Below are 23,956 nucleotides of genomic sequence, written 5' to 3'. Positions count from 1 at the left end.
GAATAATATACTATATAAGGATGATGAATTAAAAGTATTCATCGACTTTAATTAACATTTTTTTACAAAAACTTAAAAATCAATTTTTTGCCTAAGAGAGAGAATACACAAAATTATTTACACGCCCAAAAACCACGGTATTTCTACCGTGGTATGCATATACTTTGGAATATAGGTAGGTGGTAATCTACATCTCCTACCACATTTCTGTGGGGTGGCGGCTACCTGTTCCGCCCTCAGATATTCCTCAGCACTATTAGTTTATGTATTTTTCTATTAGTTTATGTATTTCACTACTAGTCTATGTATTTTTCTATACGGTATAGTTACATTATAGCCATAAAATTAAGGTTACACAACAAGTTTTTTAAAAAAACTACTTTTTAATACGCTTTGAAGGCATCCTTTTCGTGATATTTATCAACTTTTTCATCATCCATAACAAACAATGTTCTTGCAAACAGCGCTCCAGAACCCGAAGCTCTAACAGCTACAAGTATATGCTTGTTATTATCATCAATATAAATTTTCACATATTCAATTGAATCCTTTTTAGGATGTTTACAGATATAAGTAGGGTTTGCTATTATTTCTTCGATTTTATTTCCATACTTCTCAAAATCTTCTGGATGCTCGGCTTTCATATGTGCTTTATTTGATTCCCCACATAAGATCACGGTTCCTTCATTCAAGGGCAGACTAAATGTATCTATTACTTTCTTAGTTAATATTCCAACGATTTGTTGACCGCTCATAACTTTGTCCCCCTAAAATAAACCTATATAAATAATAGCATAATTAATGGATTACCACCAGTTTGTAAATTACCTAAATAATATAGCAAAAGCAGCTATACTATTATTATTTTACTCCTTTTGTTTCCTTTGCCTGGTCTATTTGGGTTCTCGCCAACATTGTCGGTTTATCTATGATGCACCCCAATATGGGTATATCTTTTTTTCTTTACTTGAAATGTTGGAATTGTTCCTGTTTTATTAAAAAACTTCCACTTGAATGATTATTTCATAAAATCTATAATATTATCCAATGATATGTATTGATATGAATTGATATGTATTGACATTGTATGATGGCAAGTGATATAGTAGTAAATATAAAGGAGGTGCAGCAGTGGGACTTAATAATTTACCTGATGTTTTAACTACAAAGCAACTTGCAGAATTCTTACAGATTAGTGACCAAACAGTGATAAGGGCTATAAAATCAGAAAAATTAGAAGCATTCAAAGTAGGAAAAGATTGGAGAATAGAAAAAGAATCAGTTTTGAAATGGATTGAAACGACTAAAAAATAAAAAAGCCCATACAATAGTATAGGCTTTCAATGACTTACAAGTGAGTAAGCCGATAACTCGCAATTACAGTTTACTCACTATTTCAAATAAATGCAAGAGGTGAGTTAATGAGTATCTATATTTTACTAGAATATATTTCTACCTGTAAACAAGAACACGTAGAGCCAACTAAAAATGGACTCTTCAATTATAAGAAATTATGGAAATAATTTAAAAGGAGATAAGATATGAAACAAAAGATAATAGAGCTTATCGAATCTTGTAACGATTCAAGGAAATTGGACTTAATACACTTCTTCATCAGCAAGTTAATAAAGGTTAAAGTACATTAAAACTAATGATAAGGGGGATTTATAAATGAGAGTATCAAAAGAAATTTTAGAAGTGTTAGCATTAAACGATATGTATATCAGAGAGTGTAAAGGGAATAAATGGGTGAAATACATAATAGGCAGAAATGGAAGAATGGGAGAAGAGTATTTTAGGACTACCACGAATATCAAGTTCTATCTGGGGATGTTGAGATATGAATTCACTGAAGAAGATGGCAAGCGTTGTTTGCAAGAGAGTAAATATAGCCTTGAAGATATAAAGAGGGAACGCAAAATAAATGAAAAGCTAAAAAATGAACTTACGGAAGAAGAATTTAAAATCTACTGTGGATTAAATCAAAAATCAATTGAAAATATTGCAGAGCAGGTGGCACTACAAGTAAATCAGGCAAAGAGATTGAAAATATAAAATTAATCAAAGCATCTAGCATTTATTGTTAGGTGCTTTTCATTATGTTAAGCTATAGTAAGAATTCAGTTAAATTTAACTAAACTTAATACCAATATCTAGTATAATATAAATTTGCTAAAAGTAATAGAAAATATTAATTATTATTATTATTAATAGTGAATAAATAAAATTTAGAAATGAAGTCCATATATATACCTTTAAATCGAATTTAGGGCTTCTATAAGCCTTATTTTTGTTTGAAGGTGTTTTTTGTATTGGTCAACTATAAAAAAGCTTCTACAGGTCACAATGTCCCTTTAAAAGCTTTGATTACGAGTTCCTATTAATAATTAGGAATTTAAGTTGTTGTGAAGTTTTAATAGTTCCTCTTCAATTAAAAATTTCGTATAACTATTAACTTTTTTTATTATATCATCATATGTGTCTGCCAACTTTGTTTCAGAGACATTCTTTATAGAAACATGATCGTTTGATATACTAATTTCATTATTTTCATTATTATTAAATCCAGATACTCGAAAGCTATTTTGTTCTAATAGATCAAGCATTTTTTCAAGATTGTTTTTTGTTGAATCCTCTTTTAAGAGAGTTTTTATATACTTAGATAAAAGTGGTTGATTATTAATTTCTTCACGATTTACGTCTATGAACTCTTCAAATTCAATTTTATCATCACCATAACCATCCTCATGGAACTCCCATTCATTCCAGAATGAGAGTAGCTGCATTTGTTCTTGTATTGGTAAATCTATATTATTTTCTATACAATTCTTCAATGAATCTATGGCAATTCCAGTATGACGTAAAATAGTCTTAAAATTGTACTCTAGAGATTCATCGGCAATAGTGATGTAATTCATTTTCAAAATAGATTCAATTAAATTTTTTGAAAATGATTTCCCTACAAAATCCAACAGTTCATTTAATGAAATATGCAATGCTTCAGCAACTTTGCTTAATGTTTCTATATTGGGAGTTCTCTTTCTGTTCTCATAATTCCATATGGCATTCTTAGAGAGACCACATTCTCCGGCCATTTGTTCCTGAGTCCAGCCCCTATACTTTCTTAGTTTTTTAATTTTATCTCCTATATTCATAATCCACCTCACTAATATTAATTATACACAAAACCACACAGTTGTAAACTTTTTTGTGCAGTACGGTGAAAAAAAGTATTGAAACCATACGATTGTGTGGTTATAATAGAGATGCCAATAAAAACCACACACATATGACTATAGGAGGTAATTATATATGCTTAACATTAATTGCAATAAATTTTTAGTAGTACTAGCGGAGTCAGGAATGACCACTTTAGATCTTGGAATTAAATCTGGAGTTGGGAGAAATACCATATCAAAAATTATTAATGGAAAAACTAATGTAAGGCCGCAGATTGTTGGGAAATTAGCAAAGGCACTCAATGTACCCGTGGTGGATTTAGTGAGTCTAACTGCTTAATAGGGCAATAGATTTACAAATATAATTGAGTGAATTAAACTATAAAGTTAAAAAAGTAGGTGAAGTATGATTGGATTTTAATGTGATAAAAACCCATTTTAAGCTAAAAGAAGATCATGGTGATATATGTAAGGCCATGTGTCCTGCACACCCTGACAAGGAGGCAAGCCTTAGCATTAAATATGATAGAGCTAAAGGAATTACAATTTTTAAATGTCATGCAGGTTGTGAAACTAGAGATGTTGCAGAGGCAGCTGGACTTGAAGTATCTGATCTCTTTGATAAACCATTAAAAGATAAGGATAATTCCAATAATAAAAGTGAAATTGTGTACCAATACAAAGACGCTTCAGGAAATGTTCTGTTTGAAAAGGTAAGATTTGAAGCCACAGGAGATAAGAAAAAACATTTTTCTCAAAAGAGGATCATAAATGGCAGCACTGTTTGGGGACTTGATGAAGGAACATATTATGAAACTTATAAAGGAGGCGACAACTGGAGCAAGAAAAAAAGAGATAAAGCTATAATGAAAGATTTCCCTATATGTGGCCCCGTAGTGTATAACCTTCCTGACCTTATAAAAGCAATTAAAAAAGGTGAGAATGTTTATGTAGTAGAGGGTGAAAAAGATGCTGAAAACCTTAAAAAATGGGGCTTAGTTGCAACTTGTAACTTCGATGGAGCTTCGATAAGTACTCAAAAACCTAAATGGAGAAAGGAATATAACCAATGTTTCAAGGGGGCTAAGGTTATTATCCTAAATGACAACGATGATCCAGGCAGAGCACATGCAGATAATATCGCTGTACAGCTTTATCAAATTGCTGAATATATAAAAAGACCTGAAATTCCAGGATTACAGGAAAAAGAAGATATTTCTGACTGGATTACTGCAGGTCATACAAAAGAAGAGTTTATGGAAATTATTAATGATACCTTAGTTTATGAATATGATGACGCAGAGGACCAAAGCCTTATAAATTTTAACTTTTCTGATGTAGGTAATGCTGAAAGATTAATGGCCATATACGGTAAGAACATTAGATATAGTCCTATTCGTATAAAGTGGTATATATGGTCAGGTAAATACTGGGCTCTTGATAATGCTGGCAAAATAGAATTATTAACTAAAAATGTAATAAGAAAATTGCAAACTGAGGGTGACGAGCTTTCAGAGGATCATGACAAATTAAAAATATCGATAAAAAAATTTGTTTTAAGAAGTGAGACTGATGGAAGAGTAAAAGCCATGATTAATCAGACCAAAACTCAAAGAGGCTCAACTATATTTCAAACAGATTTGGATATATATAAGCTGAATTTAAAGAATGGCACTTTAAATCTTAAAACTGGATTAATTGAAAGTCATGATAGAAAAGATTTTATTACAAAAGTTATAAATGTTGAATATAATCCAAAATCTAAATGTCCAAATTGGATAAAATTTATCAATAAAATATTTAAGGAGAACAAGGAGCTAATTGAGTATATTCAGAAAAGTATTGGTTATTCCATGACTGGTGATGCTAATTTACAGTGTTTTTATATACTTCATGGTAATGGATCTAATGGTAAAGGTACCTTTATCAAAACAATAATGACTTTATTAGGTGATTATGCCGGAACATTGAATGGCAAAAGTCTGATGGAAAAAATGGGTGATGAAGGAGCAAGAGGAGATTTAGCCGCCTTGGAGGGAATTAGGTTTGTAAGCATAAATGAGTTAGAAGAAAATAAAACCTTTGATGAAAGCTTAATGAAAAGTATGAGTTCAGGAGCCGACGAATCATTAAGAGTAAGAAGAATGTATGAAGAAGATTTTAATTTACATCCTCAATTCAAAATGTGGTTATCAACAAATAAATTACCAAAAATCAAAGGCAATGATGATGGAATCTGGCGAAGAGTTAGGAAAATTCCTTTTGAACATAAATTTAGTGAAGCAGATAAAGATGTGTATTTCTTTGAAAAGCAATTAGTACCTGAAATGAGTGGAATATTAAATTGGGCCATAGAGGGTTGTCTTAAATGGCAGCAAGAGGGAATGGAGTTACCCGAGATAGTAAAACTAGCAGTAGAGGAATATAAATCAGACATGGACAAACTTGGGGGATTTATAAGTGAGTGTTGTGTAGTTGGAGAAAGATTTCATATTTTAGCTTCACAATTATATCAAGCTTATGAAACATGGTGCAGAGATAATGGTGAACGTTCTATGACAAGCACAGCGTTTGGAAAATCTATAAAAACTAAGAAAATAGATAAAAAACGCGCAGGTATAGGATTTTTCTATTATGGAATTGGTTTAAATGATTCCAGAGATAATAAACAAAATATTGAGGAAGAACAGCTAAAAATATTAAAAATGTAGGGTTTGTGTATAGTTTATGTATGGTTTTTTACAAACTGTACATAACATCAAAGCATTGGTATTACTAAGTTTCTTTATAGCTAGTGTATAGTATGTATAGTTTTACTATACTTACATACAGGAAAAAATAAAAATAAATATATATATATAACAATAGGGCAAAACTATACATACCCTACACAAAAACATTGCTAAACGTAGACACATCAATGCTTTAAGGGGTTTATCCAAACTATACACTAAAATTCAAACCATACACAAACCAAATTAGCATTAAAAGGGGAGTTGAGTTCAAATAAATAATATAGAGAATTTTAATAATGTTATACAAATTATAGAAACAAAATATAAATTGAGATGCTTAGTAGTAGAAGGGGTATGTGTAGTAATGGAACAGAAAATTACAACAAACCCCCATTTATTTACAATTGCTTAAATTCTAATATTTTGCTCAATTAATTAAGTCATTTTGACTTTCTAAATCAACCAGTGGTCTTAACTTACCACCATCAATTACCTCTGAAATTTCAAATGAGTACTTACCCATGATATTGATGTGGTCATATCCTAATGCTGATAATCTTTGAATTTCATTATCTTTTATTATTGCACCAGCAGCTCTAAGTTTTTCGATAGATGCTTGCATATACCTTGTATTCCACACAATAATAGCATTTACTATAAAACCTAATGCATCAAGTTGATCTTCCTGACCCTCACGATAAGATTGATATAATTGACCTTTTTTACCATAGAAAACTGATCTAGCAACGTTATGGCGAGATTCACCACGATTTAATTGTGTTAATATTTTACGCTGATAATCTTCAATATCAATATATGAAAGCAAATGTTGAGTCTTATAAATACGACCTACTTCTCCAAATGCACGCCCCAACATTGTAATTTTATTTCCACGTTTAAAAGTAGGAATAAGCTGTGATGGGTTAACTTTTCCAGTTTTCAAAGACCCTACTACTTTCAATATATCCTCCCAGTAACGAATGATCAAATCTATACGTATCTTATTTTTTGAGATGTTGTTTAAAATGCCATAATCAGCTGATGAATCTATTCTCCAAAACTTTGTATTACCTATATCGGCAATACGTGGACTAAATTGATATCCAAGTAACCCAAACAAGCCAAAAATAATATCGCTATACCCTGCTGTATCTGTCATTACTTCTTTAATATTCAAAACTGTATCATGCTCTAAAATACCTTGTAAAAGATAAAGAGAATCTCTTATAGTGCCCGGAATAACTATAGCATTAAAACCAGTAAATTGGTCACTTACAAAGTTATAATATGTAACACCTCGACCAACTCCAAAGTACTTAGAGTTATGTCTTGAGTTTATACTTTTAGGGGGTGTTACAAATCTAAGGCCATCAGCTGAAGCAACTTCTCCACCACCCCACTTTTGTGCTAAGTCCAATTTTGAATTAAACTCGACTAATATATCATTAGCTTTTTTTATTGTTTCAGAACGAAAATGATTTTGATTTATCCATGTTAATCTGTCATATTCTAGGGCCTGCATACCTGGCTGAACAACTGGTTTAAGACCTATATTACAAGCCCTAGAAATAAGGAGTGCACAAATACTTATATGTAAATCGTTTAATTTAGAATTTCCCTCACTTATATGAGTAAACGCTTCGGTGAAGTTGGTCCAGCTATTAACTTCTAAAACCAATTCTGGTAAGTCTATATGAGGAATACTTAATTGAACACTTTTCCTTAGCCATTTTAAAGACTCTGATTCTGGTAAACGGTCAAGAGGCGTTACAATAAGTCTATCATGCCCATCGAAAGTTTCAATACGAGCATTTGGATTGTCAGGCCATCGATTAGCAACTTCTTTGTATAGGCTATCAAGTTCTTTTGATAATGAGTTAATTTTTTCTTCAGGGATCAATGGCAAATTAAGTGTTCTTAGAATATTGGGTTTTATTGCTTTCCATTCATCACCTTGCAAAAGTTGAGCTCTAGGATCCCCATAACGATAACTACATTCAATGAATATATCACGATTTTTTAATGCTTCAAGGACTTTCTCAACAACCCAAAATGTATACGCACAAGGATTTATTTTGTCGTTTGATGATTTTACAACTAAATTTTTCCATGATGTTGTAATCCTATCTAATGGTGCATTAGCATATTTATTCTTTCCTTTTTTAGATTCTATACTTGCAAGAAAATTCCATGAGTTTAATGCCGATTCTCCTGAAGATGTTGATTTGAATTCTAGAATCATGAAAAGTTTGGGAAGAAACCTTCTAATCGTTGAATAGTTACTAAATAATTCTTTAGATGCAACTGATTGTTTAGGGTTTTTAGTTAACTTATCTACTGTGTTTAACGCTCCTTTTAAATCTTCTTTTGATATTGATGAAAATATAGTTTCTCTTATATCTTCATTTGAAAGACTTTCATCAAGTAATAATGCACAAGCATCTTTAAGTTTTCTAGCAGCAGAATCTAAATCTTTAATGGTTCTGATCCTTGCTTTTTGTTCCTTACGAATCGATTTATTAAATAGCTTTGTAAAAAGCTGTTCCATGATATCAATAACATCATCTTGAGCATTTTTAGTAAATAAAATTGTAAAAGCTACAAGGGTAGCAATTTTTCTATCATAATTCATTTGTGATATTGTTTGAGCCCTTGCCATTGAAGCATATCTAGCAAGTGTTTCAATTTTACCAAATGGAATTCCTGATAAATTCCATTTTTGAGATTCTAATAACCTTAATTCTTCAAGTCTGCTAGTAGCTTTGAGAATTCCTCCCGCTGTAACATTTCTAGGAGGTGTTCTTAAAATATCTAACGGAGTTTTTTTACGTTTGGTATCAAATTCAATAAGATTCTCAATAATATTAAGTTGATTTTTATCTGGAAGATTAGATAATTTAGTAAATAACCGTTTATTTGTCCTATCTTTTATTTTAGCAATCAATCTTGCCATAACAGTAACTCCAGGTAGTAATATTTTCTCTTCAACACATTTAGCTGTTGCAAGATCAAAGAGTATACTTGAACGTTCTGATGTAAGCCATGACCTTGTATAAAGCCATCGTGTAAGTCGAAAATTCATAGGTTGGTCTGAAAAGTCGCTATATCCATAGGCTTTACGAATTTCTTGAGAATGTATCCAAAGACTTCTATTGTTAATAGAGGTAGATACCTCTTTAATATCTATATTTAGTTGTTTGCAAATATAGTTAATAACTACTTGTGGAACTTCATCTATATTTTTTACAAATGTTCCAAGAAACCTTACTGTTCCAAGTTGTATAGCGTAACTTAAATAACTATGATTACCTCTATGACGAAAAATCAATACTTTATCTTGATCATCAAACCAAAAATATTTAGATAATTGTTCTGAATATGGGTTAGCATTATACTTTCCATATCTAGTTTCTTGTTCTTTTGTTAAAAATTCAACTGGCATTGTAAAAACTCCTAAAATTTAATATTTATTTAGCACATAAAAAGCGTCATAAAAGTTGCCTTTTGTGACACTTTTAAGTATAATTTGTTATTATACTTAAGTAAAGAGGAGTTTTAATGGATAAAAAAAGTGACGCAAAAATTATTTCGGAATTTATGGAGTATCAAAAATTAGAAGGAAATAGTGAAAGCACTCTAAAGTTATATATTCAAATTATAAGTAAATTTAATGAATGGCTGTTGAGCAATGATGGTTCCTTGGATAATATTACACGTTTTGATATCCAACAATATATTAATCACCTTTCAGATAAAGGTCTAAGTGCTTCAACTATTGAAAATAAATTTGCAGCAATAGTTAGTCTAGTAAAGTTTTTAGGTAGAATAGATATATTGCAAAATATACGCAAACCTAAATATATAAAAACTAAAAATATTGCTCCTAAATCACTTGAAAAGAACGATAGAAATAAACTTTTGAGAGAGATTGAAAGAACCGGAAATTCAAGAAATATAGCTATTACATATATGTTTTTATACACTGGCATACGAGTTTCAGAATTAGCTTTCTTGGATAAAAAAGATATTACTTTAAAAGAGAGAAGTGGCATAGTTATAGTTAAAAAAGGTAAAGGAAATTTAGAACGAAAGATTCCACTTCCAATTGAGGCAAGAATACACTTAAAAAATTATTTGGATACAAGAACTGATTATCAAGAGGCCTTATTTTTATCAAATTATAAAAAAAGAATGTCGGTTAGGTCTATACAGAGAATTTTTGAAAAGTATGATGTATACCCACACCAGTTTCGCCATACTTATTGCAGAGAACTTATTAGTGCTGGTATAGATATTTCAATAGTAGCAGAATTAGCAGGGCATTCAGATATAAATATAACTAAAAAATATAGCAAACCTTCTAGAATTGAAATTGAGAAAGCTATAGAAAAAGCTTTTTATTGATATTAATCTCTTACAAATGCTCATTTGGAATTAAATGGGCATTTGTTGTGATTTTCTGTTCCATTAATACAGAGACCCCTTATTCCTTCTAAACTTGTTATATTTTCTAATGACTTTAATCTTTTTTGTATAAATTTTTTAGATACACTTAGTCTATTGTTACCTTTTGCTTTTGTACATTTTGGTTTATACTGGCATGAATCACAATCCTCACATTCATAAACTGTTACACTAGCTTTATATCCAGACTTTGACTTTCTTATCGTGTTATAAATAACTTTTAATTTTTTATTGTTATGGCAAGTATATTCATCATTTACTTCATCATAATTCATGTTTTCTCGCTTGCTTATATTATTTTTAAAGCTTCTCTTTTTCATGCTTTCATAAGTTTGAGGTTTTATAAATGTGTTTTGCCCAGTGGATTCTAAATACATATAATTTTCTTCACTCTCATATCCAGCGTCAGCTATTACACTATCAAATATTTGTGATAATGTTTCTCTTAATTTTTTTAAAAATGGAATAAAAGTAAGTTGATCAGATCTTTCACTAGAAATATCTATCCCAACAATATATTCACCTTCCACTCCTATTTGCATGTTATATCCTGGTTTTAGTTGCGAATTTCTCATATGATCTTCTTTCATATGCATAAAGGTTGAATCTTTATCAGTTTTTGAAAAACTATTTCTCCCATCAAAAGTTTTGGTATAATCATCATATTTTTTTTGCTTTTCTATAAACTCTGAAAGATTTTCTATAAACTTCTGTATTTTAGTTTTTCTTTTGCCTTGTCCATGCACAAATTCTATATTCTCATGTTCTCTATTTTTATTTAAAAATTTTAAAATCTCTTGAAGATATTCTATTTTAGCCTCCGGCTCTGAAATTATATATTCTGTTTTAAATTCAAAATTTATTTTTTCAATAATTTCCTTTATTTTTTCTTGAAGCTTCGCTTGAAATTTATCCGTAGATTTTTTCCATACGAAAGTATACTTATTAGCATTGGCTTCAATTTTTGTTCCATCAATAAATATATTCTTAAATTCAACCTCACCGTAGGTTTTTAACTTTTCAACCAATTGATTAAATAAATCATCTACAACACCAACAAGTCTTTTGCTTCTAAACCTAGCTATTGTATTATGATCAGGGGCCTTTCGGCCTTGTAAAAGCCACATGAAGTTGATGTCTCGCTTACAAGCTTTTTCTATTTTTCTACTTGAATAAATGTCATTCATATAAGCATAAACTAATATTTTAAATAGAATCTTCGGTTCAACTGCCGGTTTTCTTCCTTGTGAAGAGTACGCCTCATTTAAATTTTTATAATATAATTCCTCCAATATTTGGCTTAGCAGTCTCACTGAATCATCCTCGGGTATCAAAATTCCTGTTTCAATAGGAAAAACTAATTGATAAACCTCGCAATTATTGGTATAATTCTTTTGTGTAATTTCTTTATTTATCATATTTAAATTATACACCAAAAGTGGACTCCTTGGAGTCCACTTTTGTATTTGGAAAAGAAAAAAAGAGCCATCTCGCTGTAGAAATCACTTTCTATTTTGAGACAGCCCCTTCACTTTGAAGCTATTGCCCATTCCTAAAAAAATTCATTTTGAATGTAACATATCGTATTGACTCTTTACTTAGAATGTATTATAAATCGATAATTATAATGCTAAAACGTCGCAGTCAAAGGCTAGGCCACATCAGATTTTCTCCTTCATGCTTCATGCGAAAATCTGATGTGGCACAAGCTCTTTCACTGCGCCTGGTCCAAAAGGAAGCTTTGGACAATCTTACTCACTGCCATTAAATATAACATTTTATTAAGGTACTGCAACATTCATCTTTTAATTTAGTCTTAGTAGCAGTCAGTAAACTTGTCCAAAGCAAAGAAAATAATCCACCAGACAAGTTGATACAAACATATTTGAAAGGTCTGCCTACGACAACACCGAAGGTTATTTTTATATTATGAAAAATAAATTTGATTTTAATACTGGAGCAATTACGGATATAAGTGAAGATAAAATGACAATTGAAGAATACAGAGAGTATGTTAAAAGTTTAAATTCTTTTTTTGTTATAATATATAATTTTAACATATAGAAGAGAGAGAGAGACTTTAATTCTGAAATGCCGTTAAAATTTACAATGGAAATTAATGTTAATAAATAAAAGGGTAATATTAATAAGTAAAGAATATATAGAAGAATACATTTGGAATATACTGAAAAGGATCTTTGAATTTTCAAAGTACCATAAACGTTAAATTATAGATATATCAGTACTTTGATTATGGTACTAAGTTATAGAACCCGTTAACATAGCATTAATAGGTCTTACCTACCTAATTAGCAATTAAGCACTATAAACGGTCGTTTATGGGACTTTTACAAAAAATAAAACAAGAGCATTTTTACCCTTGTTGATGAACAATATATGAACATTCCGACACACTATATAAATTGATTTCAATCTTGAATGCTTTTACTCTTTGTAGTCATTCCATAGTCTCATAATAGGAGTTGTTAACTTAAGTAAATCAAGGCTACTATTATTACTACATATTTTATCAATTAATTTATCTATGACTTTCTTATCTAAATTTTTAACATGAAAATCAAATTCATTATCAGTTAAATTTTCTAAAAATCTTCTAAAAACAAGTGAATGCTTGTAATTTTTCAATAGAGGTTTAGTAAGTTCCTCATAAGTTCCTAATCCAAAAATATCATATGCCGAATATATTCCTGTTAAAATTGATGTATATTGTCCAAATCCCAGACCAGGAGAAATAGCACCAAAACAATTTCCAACAAAATATGTATTATCTATTTTAGGTTTATTACATATTCCCATCATATATCTTGTAATTTCAAAGTTATCAGTTATCTTAAAGTTTTGGTCTAAATTCTTACATACTAGACTATAGAATTTTCCCCACATATCATTTAGATCTAATTTTATATTGTCAGGATAAGCAATAACTAAATTTGCCTCTTTTTCAGAAAAAGGTATCAACCAAGCATATCCTTTAGGTAGTATTTCATAATTAAACCATACATGAGGATTACTTGTCACAAATTCTCCTTGAACAGTTACTCCTTTTATAGTACAAGTAAGGTCACAATTATAATTTCCTAAATGAGAAGCATATTCTCCATCTCCAGTGGCTAATACTACATACTCAAAATCTTTACATAGCTTTTCATATTCGTAGGTTGAGTTAAAATTAATATTACATTTTACTTGTTTCTCTAATTGACTTTCATATGAACTCTCATGTCTACCTCTTACATTTGTGTATCCAATTTTCCCAGCAATAGTACCAAGCTCATTTTTAGAGTGTATAAAAAATTTATCAACTTTATCTATAGGTCTTAAATCTATATGATAATTTTTTGATATGTAAGGTATACAGTCTTTAACAGGTCTATTAAGGATACTGAACATTGATTCTGCATTAACAAATCTATCTCCTACACTATTTCTTTTTTCAAAAATAGTTGGTGTAATTCCATACTTCTCTAATGTTATGGCACAAGAGAGTCCGGACATTCCAGCTCCCATAATAGCGACTTCCATTTAAACCACCTCCTATATCATATAGTATGTACTTTGATAAATTCTCTATACATTACATTCACATTGAGGCTATTGAACATCCTTGAAAAGTTCAATTTGAATATATTATAAAGAGATATTTTATAAGAAGTGGTAGCTTTAAGTTAATAAAAAAACTTGAATTATTACATAATATGGCAAGTAGCCCGTTTTTACATTAATGGTTGCCGTACCCCATATAGAGTCCATTTAAAATGTAATGTATGGGGAGATGATAATTTGTATGTAGAAAAAATATTAAAGCTTCAGGAGCAAGGAATGGATATATCAGTATAGATGGCAAATATGCCTGCAGAATATAAAATGAATATAAATGGAATACATCAAAAAGAAGATTTAGATCCAGTAAACAAATTATCTTTAGAATATAAAAAAAGAATTGATAAAATGCTTGAATGGTTTGAAAATAAAAATAATGTTGATGGTGAAGTAGCAGTAACTGTGACGGATGTAATTGAAGTTGGTCTTAAGATTGATGACAAGATAAAAGACGGAGAATTTATGAAAATGAGCAGTTATATTAATAAAGAAATGTGGGATGAATTCAAGGATTTCATGAAAGTATAAAAGGAAGTAGGCAACAAATATATTTTAAGTCAAGCGATGAAAGAGTACATGGATAAATATAAAAAATAAATATCTATATACTCTAAAGTAAAAAATATTGTTTATTCAACATTAAAGATATAATCATTCAAAATAATTATACATATCTAATTTGATATGGTATAATTATTTTGAAATTTTAGGAAAAAAAGAGTAGAATAAGGATATTTTTGAATAAAAAAAAGAAATTTTATTACAAAATTTTACAAATAGAAAGTAATTAGGGTTTATATATATCCAAAAAATAAAACAACTCTTGAATATCAAAAGTTTGGACGACTTCATTCAAGAGTTACATAAATCCTGATATCTTCCTCAAATAGGAGAATTATATAAATTAAATATTTTATTTAATTTATATACTTAGTTTAATATATCTGTTAACAATAGTCAAGATATGTGTAAGTTAAATAAAATATTTAATAGGTATAATGCAGCACTCTTTATTTGGGTTACAAAAAAATAGGAGGGCTTTTTTATGTTGGCACAAAAAAAGCAGATTGATGAGTTAAGCGAGCTTATTAGAAATTTAACCATAGTGCCAATGGAAGCTTTGGTTAATAGCAAGCAAGTATCACAAGCACAAATGCAAATAGATCTGTTACATAAACATGATGATGGATATATAACTATAGCAAGTAAAAAGGGAAGTAATTGGATACAACATCACTACAAAGTAGACGAGCTTAATGAAAATATACAAAAGTTGATAAGTGTAAATGATGCAAATATATATTTGAGCCCTAATAGTTTTTATAAACCCATGAGACGTATAGAAAACATAAGAAAATTAAATTCATTATTTATAGATTTAGATTATTACACAATAAAAGAATACAAAGGGTTAAGTGCAGAACAAATTTTATGGTTACTAGAGAAGGATTATTTTAAAAAATCTGTTCCACCACCTAGTTTTATAGTTATTTCAGGTCAAGGCATGGTTATTTATTGGCTTATAAAGCCTTTGCCATATATGGCTCTTCCTCTTTGGAATGCAACGCAAAAATTCTTTTTAGAAAAACTAAAAGAAATAGGTGCTGATGTTAAATCAATTGATGCAGCTAGAGTATATAGGCTAACAGGTACTATTAATCAAAAGAATGGACAAGCAACTAAGTTATTAGTTTTTAATGAGGAAAGATATATGAGAGTTAAGTACCTAAGGTAAAAAATATCCAGCTGTTGTAAAACAAAAACCTCGTATCAGAAAGATACGAGGTTTTATTTCAATTATTCAACATCAATAAGTATTGTTCCATATAAACCTTTAGGCATATATATTGATCTAACGACTACACCAGTAGTAGTATCTAATACGCTGATATTTACGTAATAGTAGCCGCTCTGTTGAGGCCTATAAATGCATATACCACTAGTGCTGTAAGGGGATGTGTACTCCGTTAAACCATCACTGGAACCCTTTTGATTTTGGTGTACTACCGTAAATTGATATTGATAATTACCGCTCCCACCAACAGCATTCATACCAAATACTAAATTATCACCAAGTGGTAGGGTAGCGGGTGTATTGAGTGGACCAGTTGTTACTAAACTATAATTAGTAGTAGAAATACTGACTTCAGATGCAGCTAAACTATGCATAGCTGTAGAAGTAGACCTAGTAGTCGAAAGTGGAGTAACTGCTGTAGTTGCTGCAAATGTTGGTACACCACTTAAGCATAGTATAGATACTGAAGTTACAATTGAAACAAGTAATTTTGAATTTGATTTCATAATAAACATTACCTCCATTTTTTTATTTTGATATGTAAATATAATAGGTAATTTCTATAAATATAAACCCATTTTTCTATAGGCGATATTATAAAGAATTACTATTTACCTTAATAAGTTTAAAAGAAAAAAGAAATAGTTAACTAAAACTGGTTTTTAAGAGCCAACGTGACATTCAAGATATTAACTTTATAATACATATATTCTATAAAAATCATTAAAAACCTTTTTTTATACAAAATATATTTAAAAATGATGCAATTATGTATGTTTTTGGATAGAATAGCATGGAAATTGTAGCAAAGCCAATAGAAGTAGTTTCATGGACTGATGTAAAATGGAATATAAATCCTGTAAGGTTTAAGATTACCAAAGAAGATGAACGCAATTCTGTTGTTAGAATAGATAAAGTTATTCGTGTGGATAAAGAAAAGCTGGCGGGTAACAACATGCGAGTGTATAAGTGCCAAAGTGTACTCAATGGTGTTGAAAAACTATGTGAAATTAAATATGAGTTGAGCAGTTGCAAATGGATATAATTTAAAATCTAGATTTTAAATTATATATTGTTTAACAAGTTTTATTACTTCATTAATGGAAATTTAAGCCTAATGTTAGAGGAATCTAGCTTTAGGTTTTTATTTTTTTGTGTTTTGAAACATGATTTTTATATGCTCGTACATAAACTCCGGTTTTTCGTTCCATTACTACACATACCCCTAAAAGCAATGTTATCTCCTCATAAATTAAGGCATTTTTTGTTTACTTGGCTAAAAAAGCAAGGAATAGATGATGCTTTAATACAACTCTTTCTTAATTATAATTTTAGTCAAGGTCGGTATTTCCACGTTCATTTTAACCTTGATTAAAATTATAATTAAGAGCACTATTTTATTGGGTAAAATGGCGGTTAGGAAGATTATATGTATACAATGTGCAATAGGTTGAATTTACTCGTTTCTTCCTCTCTTAGTATTGATAACATGTAAATAGTTTCCGTACCCACTTATGCCCTAATTTAGTTGGATTAGTATAATGAAGTGTGAACTCCAAAAAGAAGACAAGAACTTAAATAAATTATGTTTCCTCAGACTTAAAGTGTCCGAGGAAATTTTTTTGCGACTTTTTATCATTGAAATAATCAAACTTATGTTAACATAACAAAAATGTAATGTTAATGAAATGTACTTCCATGGTTGCTGCAAATAAAATTGTATATAATAAGTACATCAGATGGAGTTAAAACAATTAAATCATCTCCTGGGTCGCTGTAATAGCTTCGAAGAAGATAACTTAACGACTTCAGAAGGAGATTTACCCCCTTGTAGACCTCTGGAGTAGATAACAATTCTCAATTGTTATCCTCCCACTGAAATTTTCTTTTTGTTGTAGTATGTCCCCCCAACTTATAGAAGTGGGAGACCTCCTTCTGAAATCTCGTTAAATTTAAAATAAAGGGAGAGTTATAAATGAAAAATATATTAAGTGTAGAAAAAATTGAAAAGTATTATGGAAATAAAGATAATGTCACAAAGGCCATAGACAGTATCAGTTTTAAGGTAGATGAGGGTGAGTTTGTTGGGATAATGGGACCTTCAGGAAGTGGTAAAACAACATTGCTTAATTGTATATCAACTATTGATAATGTCACTACAGGAAAAATAATAATAAATAATAGTGATATTACTAGGTTGAAATCAAAAGCATTAGATAAGTTTAGACAAAATGAGTTAGGTTTTATATTTCAAGATTTTAACCTACTAGATACTCTTACTTCTTATGAAAATATAGCTTTATCATTAACAATAAAAGGTGAGAAAAGTTCAGAAATAGATGGGAAAATAAAATCAGTAGCAAAATATTTAAACATTGAACCAGAATTAAATAAATACCCTTATCAAATGTCAGGTGGACAAAAGCAAAGAGTTGCTTCTGCAAGAGCAATAGTAACAGATCCATCCTTAGTACTTGCTGATGAACCAACAGGGGCTCTGGATTCTAAAGCAGCTAGATTATTACTTGAAAAATTAGAAAGTCTAAACAAAGATTTAAAGACCACAATACTTATGGTTACCCATGATGCTTTTACAGCAAGCTATGCTCATAGAATTCTTTTTATTAAAGATGGAAAAATCTTTAGTGAGGTAGTACGCGGTAAGGATACTAGAAAAGAATTCTTTAATAAAATTATAGAAGTTATAACTCTACTTGGAGGTGATGATAATGTATTCCAAAATAGCTGCAAGTAATGTAAAGAAGAGTTTTAAGGACTATGCTATATATTTCTTAACACTAACTTTAGCAGTTTGTATATTTTATAGCTTTAACTCAATGGGGTCACAAAAGGCACTTATACAAATGAAATCTGTATCTAAAATAATGAAAGTTATGTCTTATGTGTCAGTATTTATATCCATAATATTAGGTGGTTTAATATTATATGCAAATAATTTCTTGATAAAAAAACGTAAAAAAGAATTAGGAATATACATGACACTGGGTATGGGGAAAAGAAAAATATCTATAATATTAGTAATGGAGACTTTTCTAGTTGGAGTTATATCTTTAATTAGTGGACTTATACTAGGAATTGGAGCATCACAAGGATTATCCACCTTTGCATTAAAGTTATTTGATGTACCGGTTAATGAATATAAGTTTGCAGTTTCAACAGGTGCAATAGGTAAAACTGTATTATACTTTGGAATCATGTTTTTACTTGTTATGATATTTAATGTATTTGTTATATCTAAATACAAGATAATCGATTTATTAATAGCAGGTAAAAAAAATCAAGATGTTAAATTCAAAAATTCTACTATATATTTAATAGCATTTATTTTATGCGTAGGATCACTTGGGGTTGCATATAAATCAATACTAAAAGTAGGTTTAAATATACTAGACCCTATGGTCTTAATATCAATAGCTTTGGGAATATTAGGTACAGTGTTATTTTTCTTTAGTTTATCTGGACTTATATTATATGTAGTAAAGAAAAATAAAAAGGTTTATTTTAAAGGGTTAAATATATTTGTAGTAAAACAGATAAATAGTAAAGTTAATACAAACTTCATATCAATGTCTTTAATTTGCTTAATGTTATTCTTCACAATAGCAAGTTTATCTATGGGAATAGGCTTTAAAACAGTTATGGATGCAGGAATTAAAAAGTCAATGCCCTTTGATGCCAGCATATCAGTAACAAATAAGGATGTAAGCTACAACATAGAAGATGTTTTAAATAAAATTAATTTTAAAATAAGTAAAAATGAAAAATCCGTAGCTCATAATGAATATGTTACAGGTATGAAAGCTAGTGAGTTTTTAACAACAGGAGATTTTAAAGAAGACTATGTAAAATTTGTTAAACTATCTGATTATAATAAAATTTTAAAATTTAAGAATGAAAAAGAAGTAAATTTAACTAAGGATGAAGTTTTAATTTTATCAAATACTGATAAGTTTATGAAACCAATAAATAAAAAAATAATAAATAATAACAATAGAATTAACATTAAAGGAAAAGAATACCTAATAAAAAACCCTAAAGCTATAGAAGAAAATCTTCAAACTGCTTATTTTACAACTAGTTTTTTCATAATAGTTATAAATGATGAGTTTTTATCAGGTTACAAAATTAGTAACTCAGTAATTAATGTAAATTATTTAGATGAAAATAGAGAAAAATATAATAAAAAATATCAAAAACGCGAGGACTATGGTAAAGGTGGTTTTATACTCGGTATCTCAAAGGATGGGGTTTATTCAGAAAATATGGTAAATACAAATGTATTAATATTTACCGTAATATATTTAGGCATTGTATTTTTAATAACTAGCATGGCAGTACTTGCTCTTCAACAATTATCAGAAGCTAGTGACAGTATAGAAAGATATAAAGCTTTAAGGAGACTTGGTGCAAACGAAAAAATGATAGATAAAACAATTTTTGTTCAAACATTGATATACTTTAGTCTTCCAGTTAGTCTTGCATTAATTCATTCAGTGGTTGGAATTAAGGTAACTAGCGATTTATTAAATAGCTTACAAAAAACAAATATTAACTCTTCAGCATTAGTAGCAGCTTTAATATTTATTGTAATTTATGCAGGATACTTTTATACAACATACGTAGGATATAAAAATATTGTTAAGAGTAACTTATAAAGAGATTTATTTTAGACTTAATGCATATGGTTGTGTTGATGTATATAAACCAATGAAGAATGATGCAAATAAAATAAGTAATAAATTAAAGAGGTATTTACTGAAAAGTAAGTACCTCTTTAAGGTGCTCCCAAAATAGGCACAATCTAACGGGTGAAAGTCACGATTATGAGCTGATGGAGCTGAATATGTACTTTAATATTTTATAAAATTTAGAATATGTTATGATATTAGGGTACAGGATAAAATAAGTAGGGAGGCACGAGTACATATGAAAAAAATTATTATTATTGAAGATGATGAAGTTATAAGAGAAGAATTACAAAATTTTTTAAAAAGATATGGATACGAAATAAAAGCCCCTATGAATTTTAATAATATAATACAATATGTTGAAAATGAGAATGCAGAACTTATATTGTTAGATATTAATCTTCCAGTGTTTGATGGTTATTATATATGTAGAGAAATACGAAAAACTTCAAGGGTTCCAATTATAATAGTTACAAGTAGAGATAGTGATTTAGATGAATTAATGAGTATGAATTTAGGCGCAGATGATTTTATAACAAAGCCTTATAATATAGAAATATTATTAGCAAGGATAACTAATATTTTAAGAAGAACAGGTGGAAGTTCAAAAACTAATAATATATTAAGCTATAAAGATTTTAATTTAAATCTTTCAAATGCAACGGTTATTTATAAGGATAAATGTTTGGAATTAACGAAAAATGAGGTTAAGATACTCTCTTACTTAATAAACAATAAGGGAACTATAGTAAAACGAGATTCACTTATGGAATATCTATGGAAATCAGATTATTTTGTAGATGATAGTACCTTAACTGTTAATATTAATAGATTAAGAAAAAAACTTGAAGAGATAGGCATAGAAAATACAATAGAAACAAGAAGAGGGCTCGGGTATATAATGCCATGAGTATAGGTGAATTTGTTAAAGAAAAAATGGTGATAATAATATCTAACATGCTGCTATTTATCGTATTAGCAGGTATAATGATTACTATTAATGTTAATTCGATTATAATTTTATTTGTTTTTTGTATTTGGTTTTTGCCATTAATTTCTTATATGGCTTTAGACTTTATAAAATTCAAAAATTATTATGATGAAATTAGTAACATATTAGAAAATTTAGATAAGAAATATCTACTTCCAGTGGTAATAAAAGAAGCGAACTTTATACAAGCGAAAAAGTTAAATTCTATACTTAAAGAGATAAGCCGCGATATGCACGAAAATGTAAAATATTATAAGGATATACAGGTAGAATATAGAGAATACATAGAGACCTGGGTACATGAAATTAAAACACCAATAGCTTCTACAAAGCTAATAATTGAAAATAATCGAGATGAAGTAACTAATAAAATAGACTTCCAGATAAATAGAATTGAGGGGTTTGTAGAACAGGTGCTTTATTATTCTCGAAGCGATGATGTTAGTAAAGACTATATTATAAAACAAATTAATCTTGATAATGTAGTAAGGAATGTAGTTAAACGAAATTATAGAGATTTTATTCATAAGAAAATAAAATTAGATATAAAAGATATAAATGAAATTGTATATAGTGATAAGAAATGGACTGAATTTATTATTAATCAGATAATAGGAAACTCTATAAAGTACTCAAATAGTAAAGAGCCCATAATAAGTATATATTCAATTAAGAAAGCTAATTCAGTAATGTTAACCATAGAGGATAATGGGGTAGGTATAATAGATAAAGATATAAATAGAGTGTTTGAAAAAGGATTTACTGGTGAAAACGGAAGAAAATTTAGTAAAAGTACAGGAATGGGACTGTATTTATGTGAAAAACTATGTTCAAAACTGGGCTTAAAAATTACTATTGATTCTGAGGAGAATAAAGGAACTAAAGTTACATTAATATTTCCTTTGTCTAGTATGGTAAATTTTACAGATGACTAAGGATAAATTATTAAAATCCATAAGAGTTCATCTTTCTAAAACGGGTGGTAATCCCGTTATTTTTGTATCTTTTTATCAAAACATACTCAAGGGAAATACATATTTACATAAAATGGATTTATCCTTTTATACTCTCATTTATAATAAAAACTATAAATTACAACATATAAAAACTAATTATTTTCTTCAAGAATTTCACTATCAAGCATCACAATTGATACATTAACGATAGTATATGGCTCGTTTCAAAACCTAGGTATATTATATCCTACTAAAATAACCATGTCTAATGGTATATTTTATATTAGAAAAGTATTTACTATTATAAAATATAATAGTATTGTTAATATATAAATTAATATAATTTCTAATGTATTAGTTAATATATTATTATAAGGAGTGGTTACATTGAAAATAATATCTTTTAGCACCCTAAAGGGTGGTGTTGGAAAAAGTTCTAGTTTATTTAATATAGCGGGATTACTTGCAGAAGAGGGTAAAAAAATACTTGTTATTGATATAGATCCTCAAGGCAATAGTACCAATAATTTTGGTATAGATAGAACCGTCGATAATTTTAAAAGCATTAAAAATATTTTAGAAGATGATATTGAATTTGAAAACGTAGTTATTAAATCACCGGTTAAAGAACTCCAATCTCTTGATGTTATTCCAAGTTCTATATTTTTAACTGCTACGGAATTAAAACTTGTTAGTTTAGCTGGTAGGGAAAATATACTCATTAACTATATTGAGGATAATTTAAAGCATTTTAATACATATGATTACATTCTTATAGATACAAACCCTTCCATGAGTATAATCAATCAAAATGCTTTTGTGGCTGCAACTGATATTATACTTGTATCTGATATTAGCATGAATTCAGTAGAAGGATCCGAACTATTTTTAGCTCTTTGGAAAGATATAAGAAAACGCTTAAAAATAGAAAATAATATAAAAGGTTTCTTGATTAACATGTACGATAAAAGAATGAATCTTTCATCACAATTTAGAGATTATTGTAAAAGAAATGATGAAGTAAAAGACATACTTTTTGATACTGTAATACCTATGAATGTTAAATTAAAAGAGGCTGAGTTAGAAGCAAAGCCTATAAATATTTATTGCAGATCATCTGCAGGATATAAATCCTATGTAGAACTTGTTAATGAAATGAAGGAAAGAGGTATTTTATAATGGCAAATAAATTTGATAAGGCTGTACAAAACCGCAGCTATGAAATATTAGATTCTGGAAAAAAACAAAAAAATGATGATGTGGTTGTAGTAGAAGATAAAGCAATTGAACCCACTAGTTTTAATCTTGATGATATTATAGATAAAAGTTCTAAAAACTCTAAAAATAAAACATATTATTTAGAAACAAGTGCGATTGATGAAGTAAAAAAAATAGCTAAAAAGCAGAAGATAAGCGAAAGTAAGCTTGTAAATGATATATTAAAACATGTATTAGGTATTAAATAAGTTAATATAATAACTAATATATTAGAAATTATACTAGTTA

The 23,956-nt window shown here is 29.0% G+C and carries 21 protein-coding genes; 15 read left to right on the top strand and 6 right to left on the bottom strand.

Annotated elements, in window-relative coordinates; all coding sequences use genetic code 11:
• Positions 1-383: 383 nt before the first annotated feature.
• On the bottom strand, positions 384-755 hold the full coding sequence (locus Ctaglu_RS20130; RefSeq protein ID WP_125005083.1) for a PBECR3 domain-containing polyvalent protein: 372 nt from the start codon (positions 753-755) through the stop codon (positions 384-386).
• A 376-nt stretch (positions 756-1,131) separates the two neighbouring features.
• Between Ctaglu_RS20130 and Ctaglu_RS20125 the strand changes: the two genes are divergently transcribed.
• Both Ctaglu_RS20125 and Ctaglu_RS20120 read left to right on the top strand, forming a co-directional pair.
• Positions 1,132-1,314: a helix-turn-helix domain-containing protein gene (locus Ctaglu_RS20125; RefSeq protein ID WP_125005081.1), complete on the top strand. Its 183-nt coding sequence runs from the start codon at positions 1,132-1,134 to the stop codon at positions 1,312-1,314.
• A gap of 357 nt (positions 1,315-1,671) precedes the next feature.
• A complete protein-coding gene (locus Ctaglu_RS20120) occupies positions 1,672-2,055 on the top strand; it encodes a hypothetical protein (RefSeq protein WP_125005079.1) in 384 nt (127 codons plus the stop codon).
• Between the two features lie 332 nt (positions 2,056-2,387).
• Here Ctaglu_RS20120 and Ctaglu_RS20115 read toward each other — a convergent pair whose 3' ends face one another.
• Positions 2,388-3,155, bottom strand: a complete 768-nt coding sequence (locus Ctaglu_RS20115) for a helix-turn-helix domain-containing protein (RefSeq protein WP_125005077.1) — start codon at positions 3,153-3,155, stop codon at positions 2,388-2,390.
• Between the two features lie 157 nt (positions 3,156-3,312).
• Between Ctaglu_RS20115 and Ctaglu_RS20110 the strand changes: the two genes are divergently transcribed.
• Both Ctaglu_RS20110 and Ctaglu_RS20105 read left to right on the top strand, forming a co-directional pair.
• Entirely contained in the window at positions 3,313-3,519 is a 207-nt protein-coding gene (locus tag Ctaglu_RS20110; RefSeq protein ID WP_125005075.1) for a helix-turn-helix domain-containing protein, read from the top strand.
• A 70-nt stretch (positions 3,520-3,589) separates the two neighbouring features.
• Positions 3,590-5,890: a phage/plasmid primase, P4 family gene (locus Ctaglu_RS20105; RefSeq protein WP_185732857.1), complete on the top strand. Its 2,301-nt coding sequence runs from the start codon at positions 3,590-3,592 to the stop codon at positions 5,888-5,890.
• A gap of 451 nt (positions 5,891-6,341) precedes the next feature.
• Here Ctaglu_RS20105 and Ctaglu_RS20100 read toward each other — a convergent pair whose 3' ends face one another.
• Positions 6,342-9,356 (bottom strand): Tn3 family transposase, encoded by a 3,015-nt coding sequence (locus tag Ctaglu_RS20100; RefSeq protein ID WP_125005071.1) that lies wholly within the window; start codon positions 9,354-9,356, stop codon positions 6,342-6,344.
• A gap of 116 nt (positions 9,357-9,472) precedes the next feature.
• On the opposite strand from Ctaglu_RS20100, the gene Ctaglu_RS20095 reads away from it, so the two are divergent.
• Positions 9,473-10,318, top strand: a complete 846-nt coding sequence (locus Ctaglu_RS20095) for a tyrosine-type recombinase/integrase (protein ID WP_125005069.1) — start codon at positions 9,473-9,475, stop codon at positions 10,316-10,318.
• A gap of 20 nt (positions 10,319-10,338) precedes the next feature.
• Here the strand turns inward: Ctaglu_RS20095 and Ctaglu_RS20090 are convergent, their stop codons facing one another.
• Positions 10,339-11,811, bottom strand: coding sequence for an IS1182 family transposase (locus Ctaglu_RS20090; RefSeq protein WP_233439887.1), 1,473 nt, complete (start codon positions 11,809-11,811; stop codon positions 10,339-10,341).
• Positions 11,812-12,307: 496 nt separating this feature from the next.
• Between Ctaglu_RS20090 and Ctaglu_RS26295 the strand changes: the two genes are divergently transcribed.
• The gene (locus Ctaglu_RS26295; protein ID WP_267901306.1) at positions 12,308-12,442 is read left to right on the top strand and encodes a hypothetical protein; all 135 of its coding nucleotides are present in this window, start codon (positions 12,308-12,310) and stop codon (positions 12,440-12,442) included.
• 381 nt (positions 12,443-12,823) lie between these two features.
• Here Ctaglu_RS26295 and Ctaglu_RS20085 read toward each other — a convergent pair whose 3' ends face one another.
• Positions 12,824-13,921, bottom strand: coding sequence for an NAD(P)-binding protein (locus tag Ctaglu_RS20085; RefSeq protein WP_125005067.1), 1,098 nt, complete (start codon positions 13,919-13,921; stop codon positions 12,824-12,826).
• A gap of 315 nt (positions 13,922-14,236) precedes the next feature.
• Between Ctaglu_RS20085 and Ctaglu_RS20080 the strand changes: the two genes are divergently transcribed.
• A complete protein-coding gene (locus Ctaglu_RS20080; protein WP_125005065.1) occupies positions 14,237-14,527 on the top strand; it encodes a hypothetical protein in 291 nt (96 codons plus the stop codon).
• A gap of 517 nt (positions 14,528-15,044) precedes the next feature.
• Positions 15,045-15,734: a hypothetical protein gene (locus Ctaglu_RS20075; protein WP_125005063.1), complete on the top strand. Its 690-nt coding sequence runs from the start codon at positions 15,045-15,047 to the stop codon at positions 15,732-15,734.
• A 62-nt stretch (positions 15,735-15,796) separates the two neighbouring features.
• On the opposite strand, the gene Ctaglu_RS20070 is transcribed toward Ctaglu_RS20075, so the two are convergent.
• Positions 15,797-16,300 carry a hypothetical protein gene (locus Ctaglu_RS20070; RefSeq protein WP_125005061.1) on the bottom strand — a complete coding sequence of 168 codons (504 nt, stop codon included), beginning with the start codon at positions 16,298-16,300 and terminating at the stop codon, positions 15,797-15,799.
• A 287-nt stretch (positions 16,301-16,587) separates the two neighbouring features.
• On the opposite strand from Ctaglu_RS20070, the gene Ctaglu_RS20065 reads away from it, so the two are divergent.
• The 7 genes from Ctaglu_RS20065 (at position 16,588) to Ctaglu_RS20030 (ending at position 23,916) form a co-directional block, all read left to right on the top strand.
• Positions 16,588-16,839: a hypothetical protein gene (locus Ctaglu_RS20065; RefSeq protein ID WP_125005052.1), complete on the top strand. Its 252-nt coding sequence runs from the start codon at positions 16,588-16,590 to the stop codon at positions 16,837-16,839.
• A gap of 930 nt (positions 16,840-17,769) precedes the next feature.
• The gene (locus tag Ctaglu_RS20055; RefSeq protein WP_125005048.1) at positions 17,770-18,549 is read left to right on the top strand and encodes an ABC transporter ATP-binding protein; all 780 of its coding nucleotides are present in this window, start codon (positions 17,770-17,772) and stop codon (positions 18,547-18,549) included.
• Complete coding sequence (locus Ctaglu_RS20050) at positions 18,524-20,470, top strand: FtsX-like permease family protein (RefSeq protein WP_125005046.1); 1,947 nt, start codon at positions 18,524-18,526, stop codon at positions 20,468-20,470. Before Ctaglu_RS20055 ends, Ctaglu_RS20050 begins: the two co-directional genes overlap by 26 nt.
• 271 nt (positions 20,471-20,741) lie before the next feature.
• The gene (locus tag Ctaglu_RS20045) at positions 20,742-21,413 is read left to right on the top strand and encodes a response regulator transcription factor (protein ID WP_125005044.1); all 672 of its coding nucleotides are present in this window, start codon (positions 20,742-20,744) and stop codon (positions 21,411-21,413) included.
• Entirely contained in the window at positions 21,410-22,429 is a 1,020-nt protein-coding gene (locus tag Ctaglu_RS20040; protein ID WP_125005042.1) for a sensor histidine kinase, read from the top strand. Before Ctaglu_RS20045 ends, Ctaglu_RS20040 begins: the two co-directional genes overlap by 4 nt.
• A 408-nt stretch (positions 22,430-22,837) precedes the next feature.
• Positions 22,838-23,629, top strand: coding sequence for a ParA family protein (locus tag Ctaglu_RS20035; protein ID WP_185732853.1), 792 nt, complete (start codon positions 22,838-22,840; stop codon positions 23,627-23,629).
• Entirely contained in the window at positions 23,629-23,916 is a 288-nt protein-coding gene (locus tag Ctaglu_RS20030; RefSeq protein ID WP_125005038.1) for a hypothetical protein, read from the top strand. The genes Ctaglu_RS20035 and Ctaglu_RS20030 overlap by 1 nt, the downstream gene beginning before the upstream one ends.
• Positions 23,917-23,956: the final 40 nt, after the last annotated feature.

This window comes from Clostridium tagluense, assembly GCF_003865095.1.
GTDB lineage: Bacteria > Bacillota > Clostridia > Clostridiales > Clostridiaceae > Clostridium_AD > Clostridium_AD tagluense.
This window is presented reverse-complemented; position numbering and strand designations above follow the sequence as displayed.